Consider the following 26,326-nt stretch of genomic DNA (forward strand, 5'->3'; position numbering starts at 1 on the left):
TGCCGGAGCTCCGCCCGTGGCATCCCGGACGGCTTTTCCGTATAACGGCTGCATAGGCAGCCCCGGCCCCGCGCCCGCCGCGTCCGCCGCTTCGCCCGTCACCCCAAACGCCAGGAGGCCCCATGCCCGTCACCGTCGTCGACCATCCCCTGGTGCGCCACAAGCTCGGCCTGCTCCGCGAAAACGGCATCAGCACCAAGGATTTTCGCGAGCTGGCCGGCGAGGTCGCCCGACTGCTCACCTACGAAGCCACCAAGTCCTTGAAGACCGAAAAAATTTCCATCAACGGCTGGGCCGGGCCCCTCGAAGTGGACCGCATCGCGGGCAAGAAGATCACCGTCGTCCCCATCCTGCGCGCCGGACTCGGCATGATGGACGGCGTCCTCGACATGATCCCCGGCGCCAAGGTCAGCGTGGTCGGCATGTACAGAAACGAGGAGACCCTCGAACCCGTGCGCTATTACGTCAAGCTCGCCAAGAAGATCCACAAGCGCCGGGCCATGATCCTTGACCCCATGCTGGCCACCGGCGGCACGCTCATCGCCACCATCAATCTCCTCAAGGAAGCCGGCTGCCGCCACATCATGGGCCTCTTTCTCGTCAGCGCCCCCGAAGGCCTGGCCCGCCTGGAACGCGAGCACCCCGACGTCATGGTCTATACCGCCGCCATCGACGACCACCTGAACGAGAACGGCTATATCATCCCCGGCCTCGGCGACGCCGGCGACAAGATTTTCGGCACCAAGTAATTATTGAAGAGGCCTCCGGCGGCCGGGAGGGGGTCACCCCCTCCCGGACCCACCCGGACCGGGCAGGCGGACGGCAGGGTTGTGCCTATGCCACGACTCCCGCGTGCCCCGTCCAGGGGGTCCGGGGGGGATGATCCCCCCCGGCCGCCGGAGGCATCTTCGTCATGCCCCAGCCGCCGGAGGCATGGGAACGTGCAAGCAAGTAAGTAAGTAGGGAGGGTGACATGGCGACAGAGCGACGGGAGGGGAGGGATTACGAGTTGCGGGTGCGGGATTTTCCCGTGGGCGCGCAGATGCTCTTTGTGGCCTTCGGGGCCCTGGTGCTGGTGCCGCTTCTGACGGGGCTCAATCCCAACGTGGCTCTTTTCTGCGCCGGCCTCGGCACGCTCCTTTACCAGGTGCTGACCAAGTTCCGCATTCCGATCTTTCTCGGCTCGTCTTTCGCCTTCATCGCGCCGATCATGTACTGCGTGAAGACCTACGGCGTGCCGGCCACCATGGGGGCGCTCGCCGCAGTGGGCGTGGTCTACGGCCTGGCCGCGCTCCTTATCAAGTGGCGCGGGGTGGGCATCCTGTCGCGGCTGTTGCCGACCATCGTCACCGGGCCGGTCATCATGGTGATCGGGCTTATTCTGGCCCCGGTCGGGGTCTACATGGCCATGGGCCGCACGGGCGACGGCGCGGCGGTCCTTTTCCCCCAGCCCGTGGCCATGGGCGTGTCGCTTTTCTCCCTGGCCGTGACCGTGCTGGTGGCCATTTACGGCCGGGGGATGCTGCGGCTGGTGCCGATTTTGTGCGGCATCGGGGCCGGGTACGCGGCCAGCCTCTTTCTGGGGCTGGTCGATTTCGGGCCGGTGGCGGCCGCGCCGTGGTTCGCGGTGCCGTCGTTCGTCGGGCCTTCCTTCAATCTGGACGCCATCCTGGTCGTGGTGCCGGTGGCCATTGCCCCGATCATCGAGCATTTCGGCGGGGTCATCGCCATCGGCCAGGTGACGGGCCGCAACTACCTGGAGAATCCGGGCGTGCACCGGTCGCTGCTCGGCGACGGGGTGGCCACGGCCCTGGCCGGGTGCCTGGGCGGTCCGCCGCTGACGACCTACGCCGAGGTCACGGGCGCGGTGGCCCTGACCCGGATCTACAATCCGGCCCTTATGACCTGGGCGGCGGTCACGGCCGCGTGCCTGGCGTTTGTCGGCAAGCTCGGGGCCCTGCTCCAGACCATCCCGACGCCGGTCATGGGCGGCATCATGCTGCTTCTCTTTGGCACCATCATGGTGGTCGGGCTCAACTCCCTGGTGCGCGAGGGCGCGGACCTGATGGAGCCGCGCAACATGGTGATCGTGGCCCTGATCATCGTCCTTGGCATGGGCAAGATGGTCTTTTCCCTGGGCGGCGTGCACCTGGAAGGCATCGGCCTGGCCGGCGTGGCCGGGGTGGTCCTCAATTTCCTTCTGCCGCAACCGAAGCGGCAGGCGGACCGGACGCCGTAGGCAAGGCGGGGCATCCGGTCGCCAAGCGCCCGTCCGCCCGGAGAGGCGGGCGGGCGTTTTGCGTTTGCGGAAACGGGGAGGGGAAGCTGCTTTCGGCACGCGCCATGCAAAGCAAGAAGGCAACCGGAGGTAAACACCATGTCCGTTGAAAAAATCTTCCTGGTTTCCCTGGTGGTTATGTTCTGCTTTGCCCTCTCCCGCCTGGCCGACGCGGTTATGAAAACCAAACAGGCCGATTAAGAAATTCAGAAAGACTCCCTCCCTCGCCGCAACCGGCCGGACGGGACCCCCGGCCGGTTGCGGACAGCGTTCCCGCCGTTCCCCGCCTCGAAAAGGCACCCCAATTTCCGACGTTCCTTGTCTGGGATCTGAAGGTCGCGCATCTCCGGGCATCCCTGGAAAAGGGACCCGACCCCGAAGGGCGCCGCGGGCCACGGCCGCCGGCCGAAGCCGGCGACGGCCCGATGCGGCGTTTTTTCGCCGTTGGAGCCGCCTCTCCCCGGTCCGTGGATATTCGCAGGTAATCGCCTGGCCGGTCGGCGGAAGTCCGTCCCGGGCCAAGGATGCCGACCCCGGCCGCCTGGGGCGAAGCGGGCAACGCCGGGCGCGATCCCTGGTCCCCGTTTTGCAGCATGAGCCGAAAATCGGATTTCTTTCCAATGGGGTGGGGCCGCAGGGGCGGTTTTGAAAGGATGCGGGCAGATGTCCGGGCGGACCCCGCCGAAGCATTCCTGACTATAACGGGAACGTTTCCCAAAGCATTTTCTCCGGAGGGCGTGGTCGGGCCGGAGGCGTCGGCCGCCACGGTCCGGCGCGGCCGCCGCGACGCGCGCCGGGAGACGCCTGTTGTCCGCTATGAATGAATAACAAAATGAAACGCCAGGACCCAGGCGGCCAGGCCGGGCCGGGATGCGGATCCGGCGCCGGGCACCCGACACCCCCCACGCAGGGAGGCAAGACGAACATGGAAGTATTCCCCAAAGAAAACCCGGATCGCCGTTTCCTCCCGGACCTGCCTTCCAAGAACGCCACGCGCCGCCAGCACGATACGCGCTACATTTCAGAAGGCCGGGCCGACGTCTATTCCGTGGACGGCAAGTACCGGTACTGTTCCGGCAAGGTCGTGAACGTGTCCGAGGGCGGCATGCTCCTGGACGCCGACCGGTCCCTGCACGTCGGGGACACGGTGATGCTGCGGTTTTTCCTGAGCGCCGGCACCATGCCCGAAGGCTACGAGTCGTTCGTGAAGCTGCCGGCCAGGGTGGTGCGGGTGGATGGTTCCACCCGGCAGGTGGCCCTGCGGTTTGAAAAAAGCATCACCGAGTATTTCAAGCGCAAAAGGTGGCGCTCCTTCGAGGCCTCCTCGCTCCTTGGCATCCTGCTCGCCCTGGTCGGGGTCTGGTTCATCAAGAAGGAGAGCATCTTCTACTTCTGGTTCGACGTGCCGGTCTTCCTGTACGGGCTGTGCGCGCTGTTCTACCTCCTGTCCCGGTTCTTCTTCGCGGCCCTGTACCGGCCCTATCCCGTGGACCCGGGCTACAAGCCGGCCGTCAGTGTCGTCATCCCCTGCTTCAACGAGGAAGTCTGGATCGAAAAGACCATCCGCGGCTGCCTCAACCAGAACTACCCCGAGGAGCTTCTGGAAGTGATCGTGGTGGACGACGGCAGTTCGGACGGTTCGGTGGCCGTGTTGGAAAGGGTTCAGCGCAAGGTGTTCGAAGAGGTCGGGGAGCGGCTTTTCGTCCACGTGTTCCCGGAGAACCGGGGCAAGCGCCACGCCATGGCCGAGGGTGCCCGACGGGCCAAGGGCGAAGTGGTGGTCTTCGTCGATTCCGACAGCTTCCTGCAGCCCGATTCCATCCTCCAGATCGTCCAGCCGCTCAAGAACCCGAAAATCGGGGCCGCCACCGGCCGGTGCGAAGTGGAAAACAAGTGGACCAACACGCTCACCCGGATGCAGGCCGTGCGCTACTTCATCGGATTTCGCATCTTCAAGGCGGCCGAGAGCATCTTCGACGCGGTCACCTGCCTGTCCGGGCCCCTGGCCGCCTACCGTAAGGACGTGCTCCTGCGCTACCTGGGCGCCTGGGTCAACCAGCGCTACCTGGGCCAGCCCGCCACCTTCGGCGACGACAGGAGCCTGACCAACTACGTCCTTGGCAGCCACTACGCCGTCTACCAGCACACGGCCATCACCCACACCATCGTGCCCTCGACCTACCGGCAGTTCTATATCCAGCAGATGCGCTGGAAGCGGTCGTGGTTGCGCGAGAGCCTTCGGGCCGCGCTTTTCATGTGGTACAAGGAGCCCTTCATGGCCATCTCCTTCTACCTGGGGGTGATCCTGCCGCTCCTGGCCCCGGTGGTGGTGCTGCGGGCCTTTGTCTTCGTGCCGGCGGCCTACGGCGTGTGGCCGACCATGTACGTGGCCGGCGTCTTTTTCATGAGCATGCTCATGTGCACCTCCTATCTTCTCATCAAGCGGTCCAACCTCTGGCTCTACGGCGTGCCATTCTGCTTCTTCTACCTCTTCGTGCTCCTGTGGCAGATCGTCTGGGCCGTGTTGACCTTCTGGAAATCGGAATGGGGAACCCGGGCCTCCAAGCATGACAAGAGCCCGAGCATGGGCTGAGCCCACGGACACGGCAGGCCCCGGACCCGACTCGCAGCCACCGGACGGACACCATGAGAAAATTCTTCCGCTACCTCTTCCAGTACGCCATCCTCGCCGCCTTTGCCTCGTTCGTCTACCAGACGGCCTTCAGGCGCGACACGGCCCCGGTCCACGACCGGGCCCTGTGGAGCCAGCGCGACGGGTTCGTGGCCATTTCCTATTCCGGCATCACCCTCGACGGCCAGGGCGGCCTGGCCGTCGGCAAGGACACCCTGCGCCAGCACCTCGAAGCCCTGTCCCGGGCCGGCTACAAGACCGTGACCACCCGGGATGTCGTCGATTTCTACCAGGCAAACAAGCCCTTGCCGGACAAGGCCCTCTACCTGATGTTCGAGGGCGGCCGCAAGGACAGCGTGCTTTTCAGCCAGCCCGTCCTGACCGCGGTGGGGTACAACGCGGCGCTCTACCTCTTTGCCGATCGCCTGAAGGGCTGGAACCGTTTCTTCGTGCGCGACGACGAGGTCAGGAAGGTGGCGGACAATCCCTTCTGGGACGTCAACGCCATGGGCTACCACTCCGGCCTCATCAACCAGACCGCGGACGGCCATTACGGCTATTTCCTGAGCGAATACCTGGCCGCGCCCGACGGCAAACCGGCCGAAACCCCGGAGGCCTTCGAGGCCCGGGTGGCCAGGGACTACAAACAGGCCTACCAGGCCATCGACGCCGCCACCGGCAAGCCGCCTTTGGGCTACCTCTTCATTCCGGCCAACACCCTGGGCGTGGGCCTGCCCGAACCCCTGGCCCGGCCCAACCAAAAGGCCCTCCAGGAAGACTTCGCCCTGGCCTTCACCCGGGTCGGCGAGACCTACAACCCCCGCGAGGCCGACTGCCGGGCCCTGACCCGGATGCAGGTCGGCCCGGACTGGACCGCCGACCGGCTGCTCCTCGAAATCGGGTCCCGGATGCCCAAATCCCGTTTTCTCGACTTCGCGGCCTCGGTCAGCCAGGGGCTGTGGCAGGTGGGTGCGGGCGAGATCGCGGCCAAGGGGCCACGGCTCACCCTGGCCAACCCGGCCGGCAAGGACGGCTTCGCCCGGCTGCGCGGCTCCGAAGGCTTCGAGAACTTCCGGTGCGAGGTGAAAGTCGACCCCTCCCCGGACGGGGCGAGCCTCATTTACCTGCGCTACCGCGACGCCGGCTCCTTCGTGCGCATCCAGACCACGGCCGACCGGGTGCTGGTCCAGGAGAAAAACGGTCCCTCGCTCAACACCATCTTCCAGTACGTCCTGCCCCTCGACCACACCGGCCCCGTGGCCTACGACTGCTGCGTCAAGAGCAACCGGCTGCTCCTGGCCGTGGACGGGGTGAACGTCAGCCCCTACCCCATCCCGCTGGCCGTCGGGACCAGCCGGGGCAGCTTCGCCCTGGGCTCGCTCGGGGACGGGGGGAGCCATGTGGCGTCGTTTGCCGACCTGCGCCTGGCCACCTTTCCGCCGCGCTGGGTGGAGGCCGGCCGGGTGGCCGACGTGCCCCTGGCCGAGGCCCGCACGCTTACCACCGTGGTCCTGCCGGCCGCCTCCCTGACGGCCGATCCCATAAACGACGCCGCCGCCCTGGTCTCCGTGGCATCGAGCGGCGTCACCGCCTTCCTCGACCTGCCGGACGCGGACGCGGCCAAGGTCGGGGAGATCGCGCACTTCGTGGCCAACGCCCCGGCCTCCCTGGTCTTTGCCAAGCTGCTGCACGGCTTCGTGCTGTCCCTGGACCGTTTCCCCGATCCCGCCGTCCTGGCCAAAACCATGGCCGACCTGCGCGCCCGGGGCCTGGCCGTGGCCCTGCGCCTGGGTCCGGCCGGGAAGGCCCGGCTGCTCGCCACCGATGTCGCCCTGGCTCCGGACTGGCTGCTCTTCGACCTGCCCCCGGCCGAGGGCGAGGACGACATGACGGTGCTCGAAAATCGCTTCGACAAGAGCCGCATGCTTTTCAGGGCCGCCACGCCCGACGACTCCACCGCTGTCTACTACGACGTGAAGGGGTAGCGCCATGTCCATCCGCACCTGCCTCCTCCTGGCGCTGCTGCTGGCCGCGCCCTCTCCCGTCCTGGCCGTCGAGGCCTCGGTCGTGACGCTTTTGCGCCAGTCCCAGCAGGCGGCGGCGCGCGGCCAGACGGACCAGGCCCTGGAAATGGTCGAACAGGCCCTGTCCCAGGACCCGGCCTATCCGCCGCTCTGGAACCAGAAGGCTTCGCTTTTGATCCGCAGGAAGGACTATGCCGGGGCACTGGACACCCTGGCCATTGCCCTCAAGGTCGAACCGGACAATGTCGAGACCAACATCCTGGAACTGACGGCGCTGTTGCGCCAGGACGAGCAGTCCGGCGGCAAGGAGCCGGCCCTTGGCCGCTACGTCTCGGGCCTCAAGGAAGACACGGCCGCGGCCCTGCTCCTCGATCTCCTGGCCCGGCCCGGGGCCAAGGCCGATCTGCGGCGTTTTCTCGGCGCCTGGCAGCCGGCCTCGGCCGACGGCCGGCTTGTGGCCAGGCTGGCCGCCGGCTACGCCTCGGGCGATCCGGCCTCCCTGCGCGAACTGGCCGCCGCGCCGGCCGCCTCGTCCCGCACCGACGTGCTCGGCGCGCTTCAGTTTTTCGCCGGCAAGGCGATGCTGGCCGAACAGCGCCTGGATCTGGCCAGGGACCTGCTCGAGGGGGCGCTGGCCAACAACTACGACCAGGTGGCCGTGGACGGCGAACTGGGCTGGGTCTACTACAATCAGGGCGACCCGGCCAAGGCGGCCGACCTGTGGGAAAAGGACTGGCGCAGCGCCCCCAACGTCGGCCTGTGGGCGAGCTGGATCGCCGGCGGCCGGCTGGCGGCCAAGGACTACAAGCGGGCCGCCGACTTCCTGGACAAAAGCCTCCAGTTCGACCCGAAAAACCCGGTCCTCCAGGGCCAGTACCTGATGGCGCTCGATGCCTCGGGCCAGACCCAGGCGGCCGAGGCCTACGCCGGGCAGTTGCGCGGCGAGCCCGACCAGGACGGCCTCCATTTCGGCCTGGCCATGACCGCCTGGCACAAGGACGACTTTGCCGGCGCGGCCGAGGCCCTCGGCCGCATCCAGAACAGAAAGCCCTTCCGCGACCAGTTCGTCGACCTGGCCGACGCCATGGTGCGCCGCATCGGCAAGGGCGGCGACGCGGACAAGACCATCGCCGACGTGCGGGCCCTGGTCGAGGACATGGACATCAAGCCGGCCGTCATGCGCGACATCGGCTGGCGGCTGTGGGCGGCCGGCCGGGAGGTCCCGGCCCTGGCCTTCTGGAAGGAGTCGCTGGCCAGCAGCCTGCCGGCCAGCGATCCGCTGGTGGCCCGGGTCGTGCCCCTTCTGATCGAGACCGGCAGGACCGGCGAGGCCCTGGCCCTTTTGCGGACCAACGCCCCGGAAGTCACGCCCCTGGGCCTCGCCTGGTCCCTGGCTGCGGCCAACCGTTGGGACCTGGTCGGCAAGGTCCTGGCCGCCGGTCCGGCCGGCCCCTATCCGGACCTCCTTCTGGCCATGGCCGGCCTGCAAAACGGCCAGGCGCCCCTGGCCCTCGACAAGCTGCGCTCCCTGGCCGCCCTGCCGGCCGGCGGGCTCGGCCAGGCCCCGGTCACGGGGTTCAACGCCGACGGTCGGGTGGTGCGCGGCCTCCTGACCCCGGAACTCGGCCGGGAGCTGTATCTGCGCATCGCACGGACCCTGGTCGCGGACCAGCTGGTGGACGGCTTTTTCTTTCTCACCCCCCCCGTCTGGGCCGCCGGCGTCCCGCCAAAGGCCCTGGGGCAGGTCCAGGCCGAGGCCGGCCGGGTCCTGTGGCGCGCGGGCAGGCTCGACGAGGCCGCCCGGTTCCTGGAAGCGGCTCTCTCCGCCGACCCGGCCCAGAACCAGGCCCGGCTCTACCTGGCCCTGGTCCGAAAGCGGCAAGGCCGGGCCGAGGAGGCCCAAAGGCTTCTGGCCGAGGCTCTTGCCAAGGCCTCGCCCGTTGACCGCGAGTATGCCCTGGGTGAATTCGCCCTGGCCGACGGCGACGCGGCCGCGGCAGTGGCCCACTTCCAGGCCTGCCTGGCCCTGGCTCCGGCCGACGACCTCCTGCGCCTGCGTCTGATCGGCCTGCTCGTGGCCGAAAACCGCTTCGCCGAGGCCCGGGAATACGCCAAGTGGTACGAGGCCCGGGTGGCCAAAAACGAGCGGGCCCTTTTCAGCACCACGGCCGTGGTCCGGCTGGAACTCGGCGACGCGGCCGGGGCCGAGGCCCTCTATCGCCGGCTTTTGGCCGACAATCCGAATTCCCAGGACTATCTGGCCGGCCTCGGCCGGGCCATGAACCGCCAGAACAAGTTCGACCAGACCGTGGCCGCCCTGTCCCCGGCCTACGCCGCCTCGGCCGACCCGGCCCTCGGCGGGGTGGTGTGCGAGGCCTTGATGGCCCTTGGCGACTACCGGGAGGTGGTGCGCCAGGCCGAGATCGGGCTGGCCCGGCGGCCGGACGACCGGGAGCTTTTGCGCGTCGCGGCCGAGGCTTCGGAATTCGCCAGGGATCTGGCCGGCAGCGAAGGCTATGTCCGCCGTTACCTGGCCCTGGACCCCGGTTCCCTGACCCTGCAGAACATGCTCGGCCGGCTGCTCCTCGACCAGGAGAAGTTCCCGGAGGCCAGGGAGCGGTTCGAGGCGCTCCTGGCCAAAAACCCGCGCCACCTGCCGTCCCTTCGCGGCCTTTTAAGCGTCTACCAGCTGACCGGGCAGGCCAGGGAGGCCTACGCGGTGGCCAAGGCGCTCTACGAAGCCGCCCCGGACGACGCCTCGGCCCGCATGAAGTTCGCCATCGCGGCTGCGGGCGAGCAGGATTTCCGGCCGGCCTATCCGACCCTGGAGAAGCTGCGGGCCTTCGGTCCGGGAAGCCCGGTCCTTTGCCTCTATTACAGCGACGTGCGCGACGCCGAGACGCCGGGCAAGGTCCGCCTGTCCCAGCTGGCCGACCACCTCCGGGTCGTGGCCGCCCGAAACGGCACGTTCCTCGGCGCCGACGACCTGGCCCGGCGCCCGGCCGGCGACGCGGCCCTCGGCGACAGGGACACGAACCCGAATCCGGCCGTGCTGCTCCTGATCGACCGGACCGACGCCGGGGTGCTCGAAAAAATCGACGCCCTCCTGGCCGCGGTCGGCGGCCGGGCCGTGCTGGTGGTCGGGGGCGAATCCCTGGCCCCGGCCACGCCGTACCTGCCGGATGCCGCCCTGATGGCGCGGCTGGTCGGGACCGGCCGCTGGTCCCTGGCGCTGACCGACCACAAGCCGCCGGCCGCGCCCGGTCCGGACGGCACTCCGACGACCCTCTGGAACGCGGCCGGCGGCCAGGATGCGCCGTCCCGCCTGTCGGCCCGCCTCAAGGCCCTCGATCCCAAGGGCGAAATCCTCGGCCAGACCCGGCCGGTCTTTTTCTACCCCGGCGGCTACGCCCCGGACGAACTGCTGGCCGCCGACGCGGCCGGCCGCGACGCCTACGGCCAGGCCGTGGCCGCCGCCTTCCCCATGGCCTTCGAGCTCAATCCCGAAGGCTTCTGGACCCCGATCACCGATCCCCGCCGGATCGCGGCCCGGGCCGTGTCCCCGTCCCTGGACGCCGGCAGCCTCGACCGCTACCTCGACCAGGGCAACCCCATGCACCAGGTTTCCCTCGAACTGGCCAAGGTCTCCTCCTGGCAGGAGCAGCTGGGGCAGGCCGAGAACTATTTCAAGGAAGCCGAGGAGCTGAAGGTCAATCCGGCGGAGGAGACCTACAACCACGCGGTCAACGCCTACTACCGCCACGACGACCCCGTGGCCGTGGCCCTGGCCGAGCAGGCCGTGGCCCTGGCCCCGGATTCCGGGCGGGCCGCCATCCAGCTCGACCGGGCGAGGCTCCGCACCCGGCCCCAGGCCGAGGCCCTGGCCACCACCTGGTGGGACAGCGACAACCGCCGCTACTGGTGGACCGGCCTTGGCGGCAACGTCCACATCCGCGACAGTCTGGTGGTCTTTGCCCGGGCCGGCGGCGTGGAGTGGTCCATCGACAGCTCCCAGCGCCAGGGCCAGATGCAAAAGGCGCTGGCCAACACCATCGCCGACGGCGCGGTCTCGGCCGCCGATCTCCAGAGCATCGCCCGGGCCCGCCACACCCAGTACCTGTCCGGCCAGGACCTGACCGTCGGCGGCCGCTGGTTCTTCCACCCCGGCTCCTGGCTGGAAGTCCAGGGCCAGCTGACAAGCACCGAGGCCGGCCCCGGCACCTGGGCCAACGGCCAGGCCACGCTCCACGGGCCGCTCGCGCCCAAGGGGGTCAAGGTCGACGGCACCTGGGACATCCAGGCGGCCCACGAACGCATCGACACGGTGGAGGCCATAAGCGCCCGGATCATGGCCAACCGGCTGAGCCTTTTCAGCCACAACCGGATCCTCGACTTCTGGGACCTCTTCCTCAACCTCCACGGCATCGCCCGCACCGACGGCAACAACACCGCCTCCGCCGACGGCCGCCTGCTGCGCCGGCTCATGGAATTCCCGCTCCTCTCGCTTGGCTACGCCTTCCAGTTCGCCACCAGCGACCGCAACCCCATGGAGTACTGGGCCCCGCAGAATCTGGCCACCCACCTGGCCTACGCCGCCTTCGGCTATTCGCCCGCCCGCTGGTTCAACGTGAACGGCAGCCTGGGCTACGGCACCTCGAGCGACAGGAACGACGGCTGGCGGGAAGTCTGGCGGGCCAACGCCGGCATGGACATCACCTTGAAAGAACGGTTAAAGTTGTCGCTCAAGTACTCCTACTTCAGCACGCCGAACTACAATCTGAGTGAAGCATGGGCAGGCATAAACTACACGTTCTAAAGGCCACGCGGGCCGTGCGCCGGCGGCGGCCCCCGGTGCGGGCCCTGTGCCTGGCCCTTTTTCTCCTGGCCTGGGCCGCCTTCTCTCCGCCGGGCCGGGCCCTGGCCCAGGCCGCGTCGCCGACCGGGCCGGCCGCGCCGGCCGCCGCCGACCGCCTGTCCGCCTGGATTGCCGACTGGGACCTGACCCGGGGCCTGGCCGAATGGCGGGCCCATCCCGGGCTTTTCGACGAAGTCCGGGTGTTCGCGGCCTATTTCAACGAAAAAGACACCCCTTGCTTGGCTCCGGCGTGGGCGGCCCTGCTCGGCGGGAACGCCCGGGCCGTCTTTGGCGGCACCCCGGTCTTTCTCACCGTGGTCAACGATCTGGTCACGGCCTCGGGCCAGGGCAACCGCCTCAAAGACCCGGAACTGGTGCGCCGGCTGGTGTCCGGCCCCGAGGCCCGGGCCCGCCACATCGCAACGCTTCTGGCCCTGGCCGCGCGGTATGGTTTTTCCGGCCTCGAGATCGACTACGAGGAAGTGTCCGCCCCGGTCTGGCCGGAATTCCTGGTCTTCGTCGGCGAACTCCAGACCCAGGCCCGGGCCCGGGGACTGGCCCTGTCCGTGCTGCTCCAGCCCCAGCGCCGCTACCTTTCGAGTCCCCTGCCGACGGGACCGGACTACGTGCTCATGGGCTACAACCTCTTCGGCTCCCATTCCGGCCCCGGCCCCAAGGCCACGCCCGCCTTTCTGGCCCAGCAGGCCGCCTCGCTGCGCGCCCTGGGCGCCCTGGAGGCCACGGGGCTGGCCCTGGCCACCGGCGGCTTCGACTGGACCGGAGGCAAGGCCGCCCGGCAGCTCGACGAGGCCGAGGCAACGACGCTTCTGGCCCGCACCAAAGCCGCCACCACCCGTTCGGCCGACGACGGGTATCTCGTTTCCCGCTACCGCGACGGCAAGGGCCAGGACCACGAGGTCTGGCACGCCGACGCGACAACCTTGGCCACCCTGTGGACGGCCGCCCGGTCGGCCGGCTTCGGGCGGCTGGTGGTCTGGCGGCTCGGCGGCAATCCGCCGGCCCTGTTCGACGGGCTGGCCACCCTCAAGCCTTGACCCGGAGGTGGGTTCCGTGCAGTTCCGCTTTGCCGCCGGCTTTGGCGGCCTCCTGCTCGCCGTGCTCCTTTTCGCGGCCGCGTCCGTTCCCGCTCCCGCCGGGGCCCAGGGGCTTTCCGCCGCCACCAAGGGCGCGCCGCTCCCGGGCCAGGGCCCGCGCGCCTACGTCAACATCGTCATCGACGACCTGCCGAACCTGGAGCTGTGGTCGCGTCTGGCCGACGATTGCGACGCCTTCGGCATGAAGACCACGCTGGCCCTCAATACGGCCAAGGCCACGCCCGGGGACTACGCCGTCATGGCCAAACACGTGGCAAACGGCCACGAGATCGCCAACCACACCCGCGACCACGTGCCCGTGGCTCCGGGCGGGGTGGTGCGGCTGCGCTATTTCGATCCCCGGGCCAAATCCGCCGCCGCCGTGGTGGACCAGTCGGCCGGCAAGCTTCGGATCACGGTCGACGACCCGCCCCGGACCGTGGCCGAGCTCGACCTGTCCGAGGAGGGGCGCACCCCCACCCTCAAGCAGCTCGTCGAGGCCCTAAACGACGTGCGCGGCGTGACCGCCGAGCTCGGCGACCCCTATTACGCCAACATCCACGCCCGCTTCCTGGCCGAGCGGGACAGGGTGGACATCTTTTTCAAAAACGGCCTCGTGCCGCTTTACGTCAACGTGGCCGAGCACGCCCGCTACGAGATGGCCGGCGGCAAGGCCGACATCGAGGCCGGCCTGCCCGGGACCGCCTGCCAGTCCATGGTCTACCCCTTCCTGGTCACGGACGCCGTTTCCCGGCAGGTGGCCCGGGAACTCGGCCTGACCTGCGGCCGGGTCGGCACCGCCGGCTTCGCGGCCCTTGGCGCGCCCGCCGGCTACGACCTCATGCAGGTCTACGCCGGCAAGCCCCGCGACCTCTTCGGCCCGGACCCGGCCAGTCCGGAATTTGCCGCCAAGGTCGAGGCATTCTTGAAAAAGCTCAAGGAAATCGGCGGCGTCTGCTGCCTCTATTCCCACGGGCCCGACGAATTCACCAATGACCAGTGGAAGGCGCTCCTGCCCCTTCTGGCCCGGGACAAGGACGTGGCCTACGTCACCCTCCACGGCCTGGCCGCCTACGTGACGTCCACGGCCCGGCTGCAGGACGGCCGGTACTTCCTGCCCCAGGGCAGGTAGGGAGCGGGGGCCGCAACTCCCGGCCGATTCTTGATTCCCCGGTCCCGTGGCTTGATAACCGCAGCCATGGGCGCCCCGCCGCGCGCGGGGCGCCCCGGAACATCCAGGAGGTCGTCCATGTCCCAGCCGGAGGCAGCCGGAGCGCGCATGGTGATGATCGGCACGCCGTGCTACAACGGCAACGTGACGGTCCATTACCTGCGTTCGGTGGTGTCCATGATCGGGTTTCTCGAACAGCAGGGCGTGCGCACCGGCATGCTGACCCCGTCCCACGAAAGCCTGATCACCCGGGGGCGCAACCTGATCGCCAACGAGTTCTTGCGCCAGAAGGAGTACACGCACCTCCTATTCATCGACGCGGACATCGGCTTTGCGCCGGAGCTGCCCTGGAAGTATCTGCAGGCCGACAAGGACGTGGTCTGCGGCATCTACCCGGTCAAGCACCTGGACCTCGACAAGCTGCGGATCATCGACCCGGGCGTCCTGTCCCGGGTGGCCGAGGCGGCCTCGCTCCACTACGCGGTCAAGCTCAAGCCCGGCGGCCGCCCCGAGCCCGTGACCGGGCTTTTGCCCGTGGATTACGGCGCCACCGGCTTCATGTTGATCAGGCGCGAGGTCCTGGTGCGCTTGGCCGCAGCCTACCCGGAACTCCATTACGACTATTCCTACACCAACGACGACAACGTCGGGAACGTGGCCTTTTTCGAGACGGCCATCGACCCGGAGACCCGGGACTACCTGCCCGAGGACTATGCCTTCTGCAAACGCTGGACCGACATCGGCGGCGAGATCCACGCCGACGTGCACAGCGTCTTCACCCATGTGGGCACCCACGAATACACCGGCAACTTCACGGCATTTTTGACCCACCTCGGCCCGCCGGCCAAGTAGGGCGGCAACGGCTAGCAGGGCGTGGCCTGTCCTCGAATCCGTGCCTGCGGATTCGAGGACAGGCCACGGACCAGCCCGGCCGGGACACAGGCGGCGCGCCGTCCGTCCCTGTCCACGCCCCCCTCGCTTCCGCTTCTCCGCCATCCCGTTTTTGCTGACACTTTCCCAGAGAACCGGCGGCCGGTCGATACCGTTTGGCAGGGGAACCGGTTTCCGCTCGGCCTCTGGGAACGGGTCCGGCGGCAGGCGGTTTTGTCCATGGTCGCTTTTGGAGAAAGTTTCTGACTGCAACATGCTGCTTTTAGACACGATGCAGCTCCAGTCGCAAGGAGCGGCCGGTTCCTTGCCGGTTTTCCGCTTGCCTCTCCCCTTTTTTCTGCTAGGCTCATAAGAATCGTGCCTTCCCTCCTGCCGGGCGGAGCAGGGCGGACAGGGGAGGCCTGCAATCAAAGCATGGAAACGCTTTGCGCCCAAAGGAGCAGTATGAGCAAGCATGTCAAAAAGGGAGAGATTCCTCCCGATAATGCCAAGACCAGGGCAATCATGGGGTTCACGGCCGACGACGCGGGTGAGTTCCTCACCACCAACCAGGGAGTGCGCATCAGCCACGACGAGGACTCCCTCAAGGCGGGCAAGCGCGGTCCCACGCTCCTTGAAGACTTCCACTTCCGGGAGAAGATCACCCACTTCGACCACGAGATGATTCCCGAACGGGTGGTCCATGCCCGGGGCTCGGGGGCCCACGGCGTGTTCGAGTGCACCGAGGCCATGGGCGAGTACACGAGCGCCGACTTCCTGAGCGAAGCCGGCAGGCAGACCCCGGTCTTCGTCCGTTTCTCCCAGGTCCTCGGCAGCAAGGGCTCCATGGACACGGCCCGGGATGTGCGCGGCTTCGCCACGAAGTTTTATACCGACAAGGGAAACTTCGACCTCGTCGGCAACAACATCCCGGTCTTCTTCATCCAGGACGCCATCAAGTTCCCGGACCTGATCCATGCCGGCAAGCCCGAACCCAACACCCACATCCCGCAGGCCTCCACGGCCCACGATACCTTCTGGGATTTCATCTCGCTGACTCCGGAGTCGACCCACGTGATCCTGTGGGCCCTGTCCGACCGGGGCATCACCCGAAGCTACCGGATGATGGAGGGCTTTGGCGTCAACACCTACCGGTTCGTGAACGCCACCGGCCAGGGCCGGTTCGTCAAATTCCACTGGAAGCCCAAGCTTGGCATCCACGGCCTGGTCTGGGAAGAGGCGCAGATGATCGGCGGCATGGATTCCGACTTCCTGCGCCGGGACCTCTACGACGCCATCGGCATGGGGTTTTACCCGGAGTGGGAGTTCGGCGTGCAGATGATCGAGGACGCCGACGAGCACAACTTCGACTTCGACATCCTGGATCCGACCAAGATCTGGCCCGAGGAGGAGGTGCCGGTCAAGATCATCGGCAGGCTGACCCTCAACCGCAACCCCGACAACTTCTTCGCCGAGGTCGAGCAGGTGGCCTTCCATCCCGGGCATGTGGTGCCGGGGATCGACTTCAGCAACGATCCTCTGCTCCAGGGGCGGCTGTTTTCCTATTTGGACACCCAGATAAGCCGGCTCGGCGGCCCGAACTTCCATGAGATTCCCGTCAACAGGCCCATCGCCCAGGTCCACAACAACCAGCGCGACGCCATGCACCGCCAGACCATCAACAAGGGTCGCGTGAGCTATATTCCCAACTCCCTTGGCGACAACGAGCCCAACGTGGCCTCCCGGGAACAGGGCGGATTCGTGCCCTACGCCGGTCGGATCATCGAGGGTCCGGCCACCCGGTCACGCGACGAGAAGTTCATGGATTTCTACAGCCAAGCTCGGATGTTTTGGCTGAGCCTGACCGATCCCGAGCGCCGGCACCTGCTCCAGGCCGCCCACTTCGAGCTCGGCAAGGTCGAGTCCAAGGCGGTCCGGGAGCGGATGGTCGCCAACTTCAACAAGGTCGACCACGAGCTGGCCGCGGCCATCGCCATGGGCGTGGGCGTGGCCACCCCGCCGGCGGGCGAGGCCTCGACGTACGAAAAGAGCTCGCCCGCGGTCAGCATGGCCGGCACGGCCAAGGGCACCATCGAAAGCCGCAAGGTGGCCATCATCGCGGCCCCGGGCTTTGACGGCAAGCAGCTCGCGGCCATGCAGGAGGCCCTCGTGGCGGCCGGCGCCGTGGTCGAGGTCGTCTCCATGCTCCTTGGCCACATCGAGAGCGCGGACGGCCAGATGGTTCCGGTCAAAAAGAACTACATCACCTCGGCTTCGGTGCTCTACGACGGCGTCTACATTCCGGGCGGCCAGGCCAGCATCTCGATGCTCGCCTTCTCGGGCAAGGTGAAGAACTTCATTTCCGAGATGTACAGGCATTGCAAGGCCATCGCGGCCACGGGCGAGGCGGTCGGGCTTCTGGAGTCCTACAAGCTGCCGGGGCTCGTGCCCGGAGCCGGCAAGGACGCGACGGCCAAGGATCTCGGCGTGATCATGGACACCAAGCCCAAGGACATGAAGGCCGTGGCGGCGGACTTCATCACGGCCCTCGGCCAACATCGGGCCTGGGCGCGCGAGGACGTCAAAAACAAGGTTCCGGCCTGATGTCTTGAATGGGCTTGTCCGAGGGGCTTGGTCTTGCAATTCGCGCCAGCGGATTTCGAAGAGCCGTCGCCCTCGGACAAGGGCAAGCGGGCGGCGCGGACCGGCTTCGGGGCCGGCCCGCGCCGCAACGCCCCAAAACGTGCCTGCAGCGGCGTTTGGTCAAACGGCCGAGGCGCCCCGTCGGACCCGGTTGCCGCCTTCGGGCGGCCAGCTGGCCGGGGAGCGGCTCCCTGCCGTGGGCGGCGGTGGGGGCGGCAGAGGCAGGGAAGATTCCTGGCCGCAGGGCGTCCTGGTGCCGCATACGCCGCAAAAAAGACGGCCAGGGCCGCCTGTCGGAACGTACGGGCAGCCCTGGCCAAAGGCAGGCCCCGGAGGGAGGAATCTCTCCGGGGGGGAAGAGGGGGGAAGATTATCGGTACTCGTCGTACTCGAAGGCGGGCATGTTCTTGAGGGTGTCCTCGGTGGCGCCGGGCAGGATGATCTGGCTGCCGGTGATGCGCAGCTGGTGGACCGCGATGGCCACGTCGTGGCGGCCGATGCCGAGGAAGCCGCCCACGCCGATGATGGCGTAGGTGATGGCCTTGTCGCGGGTCACGAGCAGGTCCTCGATCGTGCCGATGTTCTCGTCACTGTCGTTGTAGACATCCTTGCCCATGATATCGTTCTTGATGCTGAAGCCTTTGGATACATCACCGTACTCTTCGGTGGTAAGTCCCCAGGTCGGGTTGGTGACGGGTGTGATCTTGGTGTCCATGGGGGCACTCCTTCCGCAAAATAAGATGTTAAAAACCAAAGAGTTGCATTGGGTACAACTCCATATTGGACAGAATACGCCATTTTGAGGCTTGTGCAACAGGAAAACAGCCATTGGCTGCAAAAAAATGCGGAAAGGAGGCCCCGTGATTCAGCCAACATGCTGCAATGAAACAGGTTGGCCACAGGGATGTCCGGAAGACGGCGGCGAAGGAAAGAGCCGGAGGCCCCGGGCGGGCCACGGCAGGAGGGCCAAGGCGCCGGGGGCCGGCGGAGCGGCGGGAACGGGCCGCGCGGAGGAAGCGGGCGGGAGAAGGGGCGGACGCCCGCAGGAGAGCCGGGGATGCGGACGGCCCGGCAGGCCGGAAAAGGGCCGGCCTTCGGAGGGGGCTCCCGTCCGGGGGCGGGAGCCCGGAGCGGAAGTGTTAGTGCCTAAAGCTCATCTTGTAGACGAGCAGGCCAAGCAGGGCCAGGAATACCAGCGCGCCGCAGATGGCGCCGAAGTCCATGAGGCTCATGTCCGACTCCCCGGGATGTCCCGAAGTAGCCGGCGGGCGGCTGTCGTCGTCCACCGGGTTGGTGTCCGGTGATCTCGTGCGGCGTGGGCGGGGCGGGTGCGGTTTCGCCGTGCTTTCCGGAGCGCAGCCCAAAGGGGGCTGCGGAACTCGTCTCGTCGAAACGTGACACGAGGGGCGTTTGGTTTCAGGTGGCACGGTGCCGGGGCCATGGCCAAGACCCGCTGCCGCAGGCGGTCCTCCGGAGCATCCGGCGCCTGGCCGCCCGCCGGGGAGCCAGGCGCCGGGCGGCGGCCGCAACGTTTCCAGCGGCCAACGCCGCTGGCGGGGTCTGGAAGGCAGGGTATGCCGCCGCGGTCGCCTTGACAAGGCCCGGGCCGCCACGGGCGGGGGAAGCCCCGGGGAAAAGGGCGGCGGCAGGATCACGAATCTGTTACAGGGCGTTCCCGCAAAAGCGGTGTCCAAGGAATTGTCAGGCAAAACAGCCGGTACGACGCGGTCGGCCCCTTTGGGGGCGCCCCCTGGCTTTACAGAAATCGGCTCCGTGCGTATGCCCAAAAATCCTTGTGGCCAAAGACAGGCGAGACGGCGTTTGATGCATGAAAATCGATAAGAATTTCAGCCTCGGCATCAGAACATGGCTGCTGCTTCTTTGCGTGTTGGCCATGTTGCCGATCCTCCTGTTCTCGGCCTTCACCGTCGTGGCCCTGGAAAGTGCCCAGCAACAGGCCGCGCAAACGGCCTTGGCGCGAAGAGCGGAGGCCGCCGCCAATGCCGTGGCCCAGCGCCTCGACACGTACGCGGCCTCCCTGGAGGCCCTCGCCCGGTGCGACAGTGCCCTGCAGGGCAGACTCCCGGCCGTCCACGAACATGCCAAGCGCCTTTTGCCCCTGCATCGCGACGTCCTGGCCATCACCCTGACCGGGGCGGACGGCGAGCAGGTCTTTAGCACCCTCGAACCCTTCGGCGCGGTGCTGGACCCGGTCAGGGACACGGACCAGGTGCGCCGGTTTTTTACGGGCACCCGGCCCGCCGTCTCCGGACCCTTTTTCGGGTCCGTCTCCCGCAAGCTCGTGGTGGCCGTCAGCGTGCCGGTGGTGGCCGGCGGCAAGGTGACCGCCAGCCTGCGCATGCTCAGTGCGACCGAGGCCTGGACGCATGCCCTGGAAGACCTGCGCCTGCCGGCGGAGTGGGCCGCCCTCATCATGGATGATTCCGGCACCGTCGTGGCCCGCTCGCTGGCGCCGCAAACCTCGGCCGGCACCAAGGTGTCCCTCTCGCTCCAGCAGGCCATCCGCACGGCGTCGGCGGGGATGGTCGATACCGTGACCAGGGAAGGCGTTCCGGTCAAGACGGCCTTTGCCAAGGTGCCGGGCTGGGGGTGGGTGGTGGCGGTCGGCGTTCCCATGAGCGTGTTGCGGGCCCCGCTCGTCCGGTCGCTTTGGATGGTGTGCGGCGGAGGCGGCCTGCTGCTGGTGGTCGGCCTCCTGGTGGCGCTGTGGCTGTCGCGGCTGCTCGCGGCCAAGGTTTCCCTGGCCGCCCGGGCCTCGGCGGCCCTGGCGGCGGGTTCGGACGCGCTGTTGCCCGCCACCCGTGTCCGGGAGCTGGATGCCATGGGCGCTTCCCTGGGCGCGGCCGAAAAGACGCTTGGCGAAAGCATGGCCAGGTTCCGGGCCGTCTTCGAGCAGGCGGCCGTGGGCATAAGCCTCGTCACTCCCGACGGCCGGTACCTGCAGGTCAACGACCGCTACCGCGAGATCACGGGGTATGGGACCGAGGAGCTGGCCGGCCTGCGGCCGGCCGACATCACGCACCCCGGGGACAGGGGAGACGAGGAGGCCAATTTCGAGCGGCTGCGGGCCGGACACCTCGCCGCGCACCCGTGGGAAAAGCGGTTCGTGCGCAAGGACGGTTCCATCGTCTGGGCCGACCTGGCCACTTCCCCGGTCACGGATGCGGCCGGCAACCTCCTGTATTTCATCGGCGTCATCCAGGACATCAGCCAGCGCAAGGAGCTTACCGCGGCCCTGTGCCAGGCCAAGGAAACCGCCGAGCGGGCCAGCCGGGCCAAGAGCGATTTCATGGCCAACATGTCCCACGAGATACGCACCCCCATGAACGGCATCATGGGCATGATCCATCTGGCCCGGCTCAAATCCCCCGATCCCGCCCTGGCCCAATACCTGGACCTGGCGGACCTGTCGGCCAGGCATCTGCTCGGCATCGTCAACGACGTGCTGGACCTCGCCAAGATGGAAGCGGGCAAGGTCCGGCTCCTGCGCGAGCCCTTCGCCCTGCGCCGGGAAATCCGGGCCGCCATCGAACCCATGCAGGCCGCGGCCGGGGAAAAGGGCCTGGCCTTGGCCCTGGCCGTGGCCCCGGACGTCCCGGACGCGGTCACCGGCGACGCCGGCCGGCTGCGGCAGGTGCTGGCCAATGTGGTCGGCAACGCGGTCAAGTTCACCGGCACCGGACATGTGGACATCCGGGTGGAACTGGACGACGACGCGGCCGGAGACGAAGCCGTGGTGCGCCGGTTGCGGTTCACGGTCCGGGACACCGGCATCGGCATTCCGGCGGACCGGTTGGACGACATCTTCGAAAGCTTCGAGCAGGCCCACACCTCGGCCCATGTCCTCTACGGCGGCGCGGGGCTCGGCCTGCCCATCTCCAGGCGGCTGGTGGAATTCATGGGCGGGACCATCGACGTGGCCAGCCGGGAAGGCGAGGGGAGCACCTTCACCTTCACGGTCTGGCTGGAGATGTCCGGTCCGGCCGCGGCCGGGAGCGAGGCGGACCCGGCCTGACCCGGCCCCATTCCGGGCCGGCGGGAACGTGTCGCGTCCTCGGAATCCAAGCCTTCGAATGGGAATACAACACGCTTCCATGATTGTGTTTTTTGAAGATGCCGCCCTGGTCGTCCAGGAACACGGCCTCAAAGGGCGGCATAGGTCTTCTGGAGCAGGAGGGCGTCGCGCTCGACGACCGGTCCCTCGCTGATGACGCATCCCTTGGCCCCGACGTCCTTCAAGGCCCGCAGACAGGCCTGGTAGTTGAAATCGCTCGCCGCGAACGGCAGGTGGTTGCGCTCGCCCTTGTCGGTGTAGGCGACGCCGCTCAGGTGGATGTGCATGTCGTCAAGGGCCGACCGCCCGAGTTCCGCTTCGATGCAATCCAGTATCCGGCGAAAATCCGCGTACCCTTTGAGGTTCCCCTGGCCCCGGGCATGGATGTGGGCGAAATCGACGCACAGCTTGCACCCCTCCACGTCCCGGCACAGGCCGGCCAGTTCCTCGAGCGTGCCGAACTGCGTCGGCTTGCCCGTGGTCTCCAGCCGGTAGTCGATGCCAAGGCGCGGCAAGAGGGCCAGGGTTTCCCGGATTCTGGCATAGGCGGCCTCCGGGGTGTCGCGGCCGTAGAAGCCGGGGTGCAGGACCAGGCTTTTCCCCTGGACCTGGGCCAGGGCTTCGGCCGCGGCCCGGAGGCGCTGGACCGATTCCTCCCGCTTGTCCGCCGCCGCGGCATTGAGATTGATGAAATAGGAGGCATGGGCCGACAGGGTGAATCCGTTGTCGCGCTTGCTTTGGAGGATGGCCTCCCGGTTGTTGGCGGTCACGTTGATCCGCCGCCCGAACTGGAGTTCCAGGGCATCGAGGCCGATGCTTTTGAGATAGGCTATGCCAGAGGCATAGTTGAACTTTTTTCCCGCGTCCACGGGCAGGCCGGAAACGCCGAAGAGTAAGCGGTCCATGCGGCACTTCTTTTTCAAGGGGATTGGCCCGGTCCTGGCCGCAGCCGCCGGGGTGGGGAAGACACGCTCCCTGGCTACCGCATCCTGTGGCCGGTGGCAAAGGGTTCCGCCCTTTGGGAGGACGGCGGGCTGCTCCTGTTTCCGGTCGTGGCCTTTGGCCCCGAAACGCTTCGGGCCCAGGCCGCCTCGGGCCAGACCGATGGTCCGTCGGCAGGGCTCCCCTTTGTTTACACGGCCTTCCCGGCAGCGTAAGGGACAATCGGTTTCGCGCCGGGCGTCAGGCACGAAACCGGCTGCTTGGGCCCATCCCGCCCGCGGCGCTTCGGGGGCGGCGCGACCGGATCCGCCGCCGGCCGGTCCCTCACCGGCGCAGTGGCCTGGGCGCCTGGCCCGGCCCAGGGACAGACGATGCGCGCACCGCGCGCCTGGCCAGGGACCGGCAGGGGACGCGCTGCCGGGCTGCGTTGAAACCTGTTGTCCGGACACTGGAATGCATGATCGTCCTTGCTGCGATGAAGAGTGCGGCGTCGTCATCCTGAACTGGAACGGCCATGCCGAGACCCTGGCCTGCCTGGCGGCCGTGCTGGCGGGCACCTGCCTGCCGGCCGACATCGTGATCTGCGACAACGGATCGACCGACGGCTCCGTCGGGATCTTCAACGCCTATATTGCCGCCCATGTCGTCGATTCGCCCGTTCGCGTGACGGTCTTGGACAACGGGGGCAACAGGGGCTATGCGGCCGGCATCAATCCCGGCATCCGGAAACTGCTCGAGGCCGGCCGGCGGTATGTGTGGATCCTGAACAACGACACGATTCCGGACCGCCGGAGCCTGGAGGCCCTGCTCGCCTGCAGCCGCGGCTGTCCCGAGGCGGCTGTGGTCGGCAGCACGATCGTGCGGTACGACGACGGCCGTGTCGAAACAGCCGGCGGTTTCCGCTACGACAAGTGGACGACCAAGATCACTCCCCTCCACGCCGAGGCCCGTATCGAGGATATTCCCGGCCTGTCCCCCTTGCCGATGGATTATATCTACGGCTGCTCGATGTTCATCGCGGCCGACATTTTCCGGACGATCGGGCTTTTCAACGAAAAGTTCTTTCTTTTCTACGAAGAGCTGGATTTCTGCACGCGGGCGAAAAAGCATGGCATCCGGTTGTCCTGGTGCACGGAAAGCATGGTCATCCATATGGGCGGGCGCAGCCGGAAACGCCTGGAACAGACCGCCCACGGCATCTCCAATTACCACGAGAACCTCAGCAATTTGATCTATACGCGGGATGCCTATCCGTTCTTGCTGCCCTTCGTCTTTGCAAAGCGCCTCGTGGGGCGGGTCGTTCGCCTGGCCGTCGCCGGCCGATGGGATCTGGTCCGCTCCGTCGTCCAGGCGTACGGCGATTTTTTATCGGGGCGCAACCAGTCCGGGCGCGGCCGCTAGGGCTTCGCCTGGGAATCCGTGCATGCGGATATTGAGAATATCCTATTTAAATAACTATTTTTCCTAGAAATGGCAGCACCATTTTCAGCGGCCGCCACAGGAAGGCCGGGTTTCCGAAATCCGTTCCAAACTCTTGAGGCCGGTCCGGTCCGGGACCTCCCCGGAAGGGGCGCGGGAATCCATCGACCGGGGAAAGTTGGACCGAAAGTATGCAAAGCCTGTCACGCGCCCTGAAGGTCGGCATCGCCCTGGCGGCGGTCTGCTTTTTTTCCGCAAGCCTTGTCGTGGTGTGCGCCGTCTTGCTGCAAGGCGGGATGCTGCACAGGCTTTTCCTGGCCGGGGGGGCGGGCTGCCTCGTGCTGGGCCTTTGGCGGCCCCGTTGCCTGCCGGCGCTCCTTGGCGCCTTTGGCTGCTCGCTGGTTTTTTTCGGCTTCCAAAACTATATGCTGCCGACCCGGCTGCTGGAATACGAAACCCTCTGCCTGACGATTTTGCTTTGCATCCGCCAGCGGCACCGGGTCCTGCGGGCCCCGCGTTCCGTCATGGAGTGGTGTTTCTGGCTCCTCCCGGCCATGGCCGCAACGAGCGTCCTGGTGCCGCTCGGTCCGGACCTGTGGGCCACGTACAAGGCCGCCGGGGTCCTGGGGCTGGCCCGGTGGATGACGGGCACGCCGGCGGCCGATGCCTATTATGCGGTGGGCGCGGCCTGGCGGCTGGTGCTCTTCGCCTCCCTCGGCTGGGCCCTGGCCAACGGGGAGGAGAAAGCCTTCCGGCCCCTGGTCCGGGGTATCGCCCTGGGGACGCTTTTTTCCGTTGTTGTCGGGCTGGCCGCCTATGTCCTCTCGTCCGGAGCGGCCCTGTCCATGGACGGCCGCCTGGCCTCCCTCTTTTTCAATCCGGGGTGGTATGCGGAGTACCTCTGCATGACCTACCCGCTCGTCATTCTGCTGCTCCAGCGCTCTAACCTGTCGAAATCCGTTTATGTCTTCATCGCCCTGTCCGCGATCGTCGTGACCCTGACCATGGCCCGGGCGGCCTGGATCATTTTCCTGTACCTGGTCCTGCAGACGGTGTTCCTGCTTTTCAAGTCGCATCGGGTGGAAAACGCCGGCGGAACCCCCTACCTCAAAGGGGTGGCCGTCTGTTTCTCCATCGTCCTCTGTTCGGCGCTTCTGGCCTACCACTATCTTGCCGTGGGCCAGAAGACGTCCAAGGACGTGGTGCTGACGGAAAAGATCACCGACAGGCTCGTGCATTTCACGGACACGCCCCGGCTGACCGTGTTCACGGGGGGCGTCCTGATCGGCCTGGAGTCGCCGCTGGTCGGCTACGGCTATGAAAGCTACGCCTGGCGATACCGCCAGCTCATGCAGGACCCGGAAAGCCGCCTCGCCCGGGCCATGCCCAAAGACGCGGAGGCCTTCGAGGCCACGCACAATTTTTTCATCCAGCTCTTTTCCGGGATAGGGCTTTTGGGCGTGCTGGTCTGGACGGTATTGATCGGCTGCGCGTTTCGGGCCTGGAGGTTCTGGGCCGCACGGGGGGACGGCCTGGCCAGGGCCGCCCTGGCCAGCGCCATCGTGTTCCATCTCTTCGGCCTCTTTCAGGAGATGACCTACGTTCCGCCGGTCTGGCTCCTCATGTTCCTCCTGCTGGGGCATGGCCTGGCTGCGGACAACCGGTTGCCCGGGCGGGAGGGCAGGGGGGCCGGCGTCCGCCGGGGAGCAGCCGCGGTCGCCCTCTGGCTGGTCTTCGCCCTCGTGACCGGGCTGCGCCAGGAGCCGCACCCGGGCGCCCGGGCCGAGGCCCGGGGGCTTTTCGCGGCCGAGCGGATCGACGGCAAGGAGCGGTCCTGGAGCGCGGGCACGGCGGCGCTGGTCCTGGACGGAGCCGGGCCGTGGGAGATCGAGGTGGGGGTCCCGGGGCCCTTGGTGAGCGGGAAAGCGGCGACCGTGTCGCTGCGCAATGCTGCCGGCAAGACGCTCGACGTGTTGGTGTTTCGCCCGGGCGAGGCGACCTGTGGGCGATTTCGCCTGGAACCCGGGGACGCGGCGCCTGGCCAAAGGATCTATATCCAGGCGGACAGGCTTTATTTTCCTCCCGTCCTGCAGATGGCCGACCAACGCGTCCTCGGCCCTTTCGTGCGGATCGAGAGCCAGCCCTGACAGCGCTTTCCTCGCATTGTGCCGGTCGCCGGCCCGCCGCCTGCCCGTAGGCCGTCGGCGGCGGTGCGGGCCGTCTCTTTGCCCTTTCCAATCCGCTCTTTTCAGAGGCTCCGCATCTCTCCTCTTGCATTCACCCCCCTCTTCCGTAAGGTGTGACAATTGCGGTTGGCTTTTTT

The 26,326-nt window shown here is 67.4% G+C and carries 14 protein-coding genes; 12 read left to right on the forward strand and 2 right to left on the reverse strand.

Translation table 11 applies throughout. The features are described from left to right. The first annotated feature begins 122 nt into the window (after positions 1-122). From upp to DFW101_RS15485, 9 genes are all read left to right on the forward strand, one after another. A complete protein-coding gene (gene upp / locus DFW101_RS15445) occupies positions 123-749 on the forward strand; it encodes a uracil phosphoribosyltransferase (RefSeq protein ID WP_009182460.1) in 627 nt (208 codons plus the stop codon). A 224-nt stretch (positions 750-973) separates the two neighbouring features. Beyond that, on the forward strand, positions 974-2,239 hold the full coding sequence (locus DFW101_RS15450; RefSeq protein ID WP_009182461.1) for a uracil-xanthine permease family protein: 1,266 nt from the start codon (positions 974-976) through the stop codon (positions 2,237-2,239). A gap of 964 nt (positions 2,240-3,203) precedes the next feature. After that, entirely contained in the window at positions 3,204-4,871 is a 1,668-nt protein-coding gene (locus tag DFW101_RS15455) for a glycosyltransferase (RefSeq protein ID WP_009182462.1), read from the forward strand. A 53-nt stretch (positions 4,872-4,924) separates the two neighbouring features. Continuing rightward, positions 4,925-6,895: a polysaccharide deacetylase family protein gene (locus DFW101_RS15460; protein WP_009182463.1), complete on the forward strand. Its 1,971-nt coding sequence runs from the start codon at positions 4,925-4,927 to the stop codon at positions 6,893-6,895. 4 nt (positions 6,896-6,899) lie between these two features. Beyond that, entirely contained in the window at positions 6,900-11,750 is a 4,851-nt protein-coding gene (locus tag DFW101_RS15465; protein WP_009182464.1) for a tetratricopeptide repeat protein, read from the forward strand. Continuing rightward, a complete protein-coding gene (locus DFW101_RS15470; protein WP_009182465.1) occupies positions 11,723-12,844 on the forward strand; it encodes a glycoside hydrolase family 18 protein in 1,122 nt (373 codons plus the stop codon). Before DFW101_RS15465 ends, DFW101_RS15470 begins: the two co-directional genes overlap by 28 nt. Before the next feature lie 16 nt (positions 12,845-12,860). Then, positions 12,861-14,015, forward strand: coding sequence for a polysaccharide deacetylase family protein (locus tag DFW101_RS15475; protein WP_009182466.1), 1,155 nt, complete (start codon positions 12,861-12,863; stop codon positions 14,013-14,015). A 117-nt stretch (positions 14,016-14,132) separates the two neighbouring features. Further along, on the forward strand, positions 14,133-14,906 hold the full coding sequence (locus tag DFW101_RS15480) for a hypothetical protein (RefSeq protein WP_009182467.1): 774 nt from the start codon (positions 14,133-14,135) through the stop codon (positions 14,904-14,906). 483 nt (positions 14,907-15,389) lie between these two features. Then, complete coding sequence (locus DFW101_RS15485) at positions 15,390-17,528, forward strand: catalase (protein WP_009182468.1); 2,139 nt, start codon at positions 15,390-15,392, stop codon at positions 17,526-17,528. Between the two features lie 409 nt (positions 17,529-17,937). Here DFW101_RS15485 and DFW101_RS15490 read toward each other — a convergent pair whose 3' ends face one another. After that, positions 17,938-18,282 (reverse strand): PRC-barrel domain-containing protein, encoded by a 345-nt coding sequence (locus tag DFW101_RS15490; protein WP_009182469.1) that lies wholly within the window; start codon positions 18,280-18,282, stop codon positions 17,938-17,940. Between the two features lie 1,113 nt (positions 18,283-19,395). On the opposite strand from DFW101_RS15490, the gene DFW101_RS15495 reads away from it, so the two are divergent. After that, positions 19,396-21,603 carry an ATP-binding protein gene (locus DFW101_RS15495; protein WP_009182471.1) on the forward strand — a complete coding sequence of 736 codons (2,208 nt, stop codon included), beginning with the start codon at positions 19,396-19,398 and terminating at the stop codon, positions 21,601-21,603. Positions 21,604-21,731: 128 nt separating this feature from the next. On the opposite strand, the gene DFW101_RS15500 is transcribed toward DFW101_RS15495, so the two are convergent. Next, positions 21,732-22,547: a TIM barrel protein gene (locus DFW101_RS15500; protein ID WP_009182472.1), complete on the reverse strand. Its 816-nt coding sequence runs from the start codon at positions 22,545-22,547 to the stop codon at positions 21,732-21,734. A gap of 490 nt (positions 22,548-23,037) precedes the next feature. Between DFW101_RS15500 and DFW101_RS15505 the strand changes: the two genes are divergently transcribed. Together DFW101_RS15505 and DFW101_RS15510 are read left to right on the forward strand one after the other, a co-directional pair. Further along, a complete protein-coding gene (locus DFW101_RS15505) occupies positions 23,038-23,985 on the forward strand; it encodes a glycosyltransferase family 2 protein (RefSeq protein WP_009182473.1) in 948 nt (315 codons plus the stop codon). Between the two features lie 209 nt (positions 23,986-24,194). Further along, on the forward strand, positions 24,195-26,150 hold the full coding sequence (locus tag DFW101_RS15510; protein ID WP_009182474.1) for an O-antigen ligase family protein: 1,956 nt from the start codon (positions 24,195-24,197) through the stop codon (positions 26,148-26,150). Positions 26,151-26,326 lie beyond the last annotated feature (176 nt).

This window comes from Solidesulfovibrio carbinoliphilus subsp. oakridgensis (assembly GCF_000177215.2).
Lineage (GTDB): Bacteria > Desulfobacterota > Desulfovibrionia > Desulfovibrionales > Desulfovibrionaceae > Solidesulfovibrio > Solidesulfovibrio carbinoliphilus.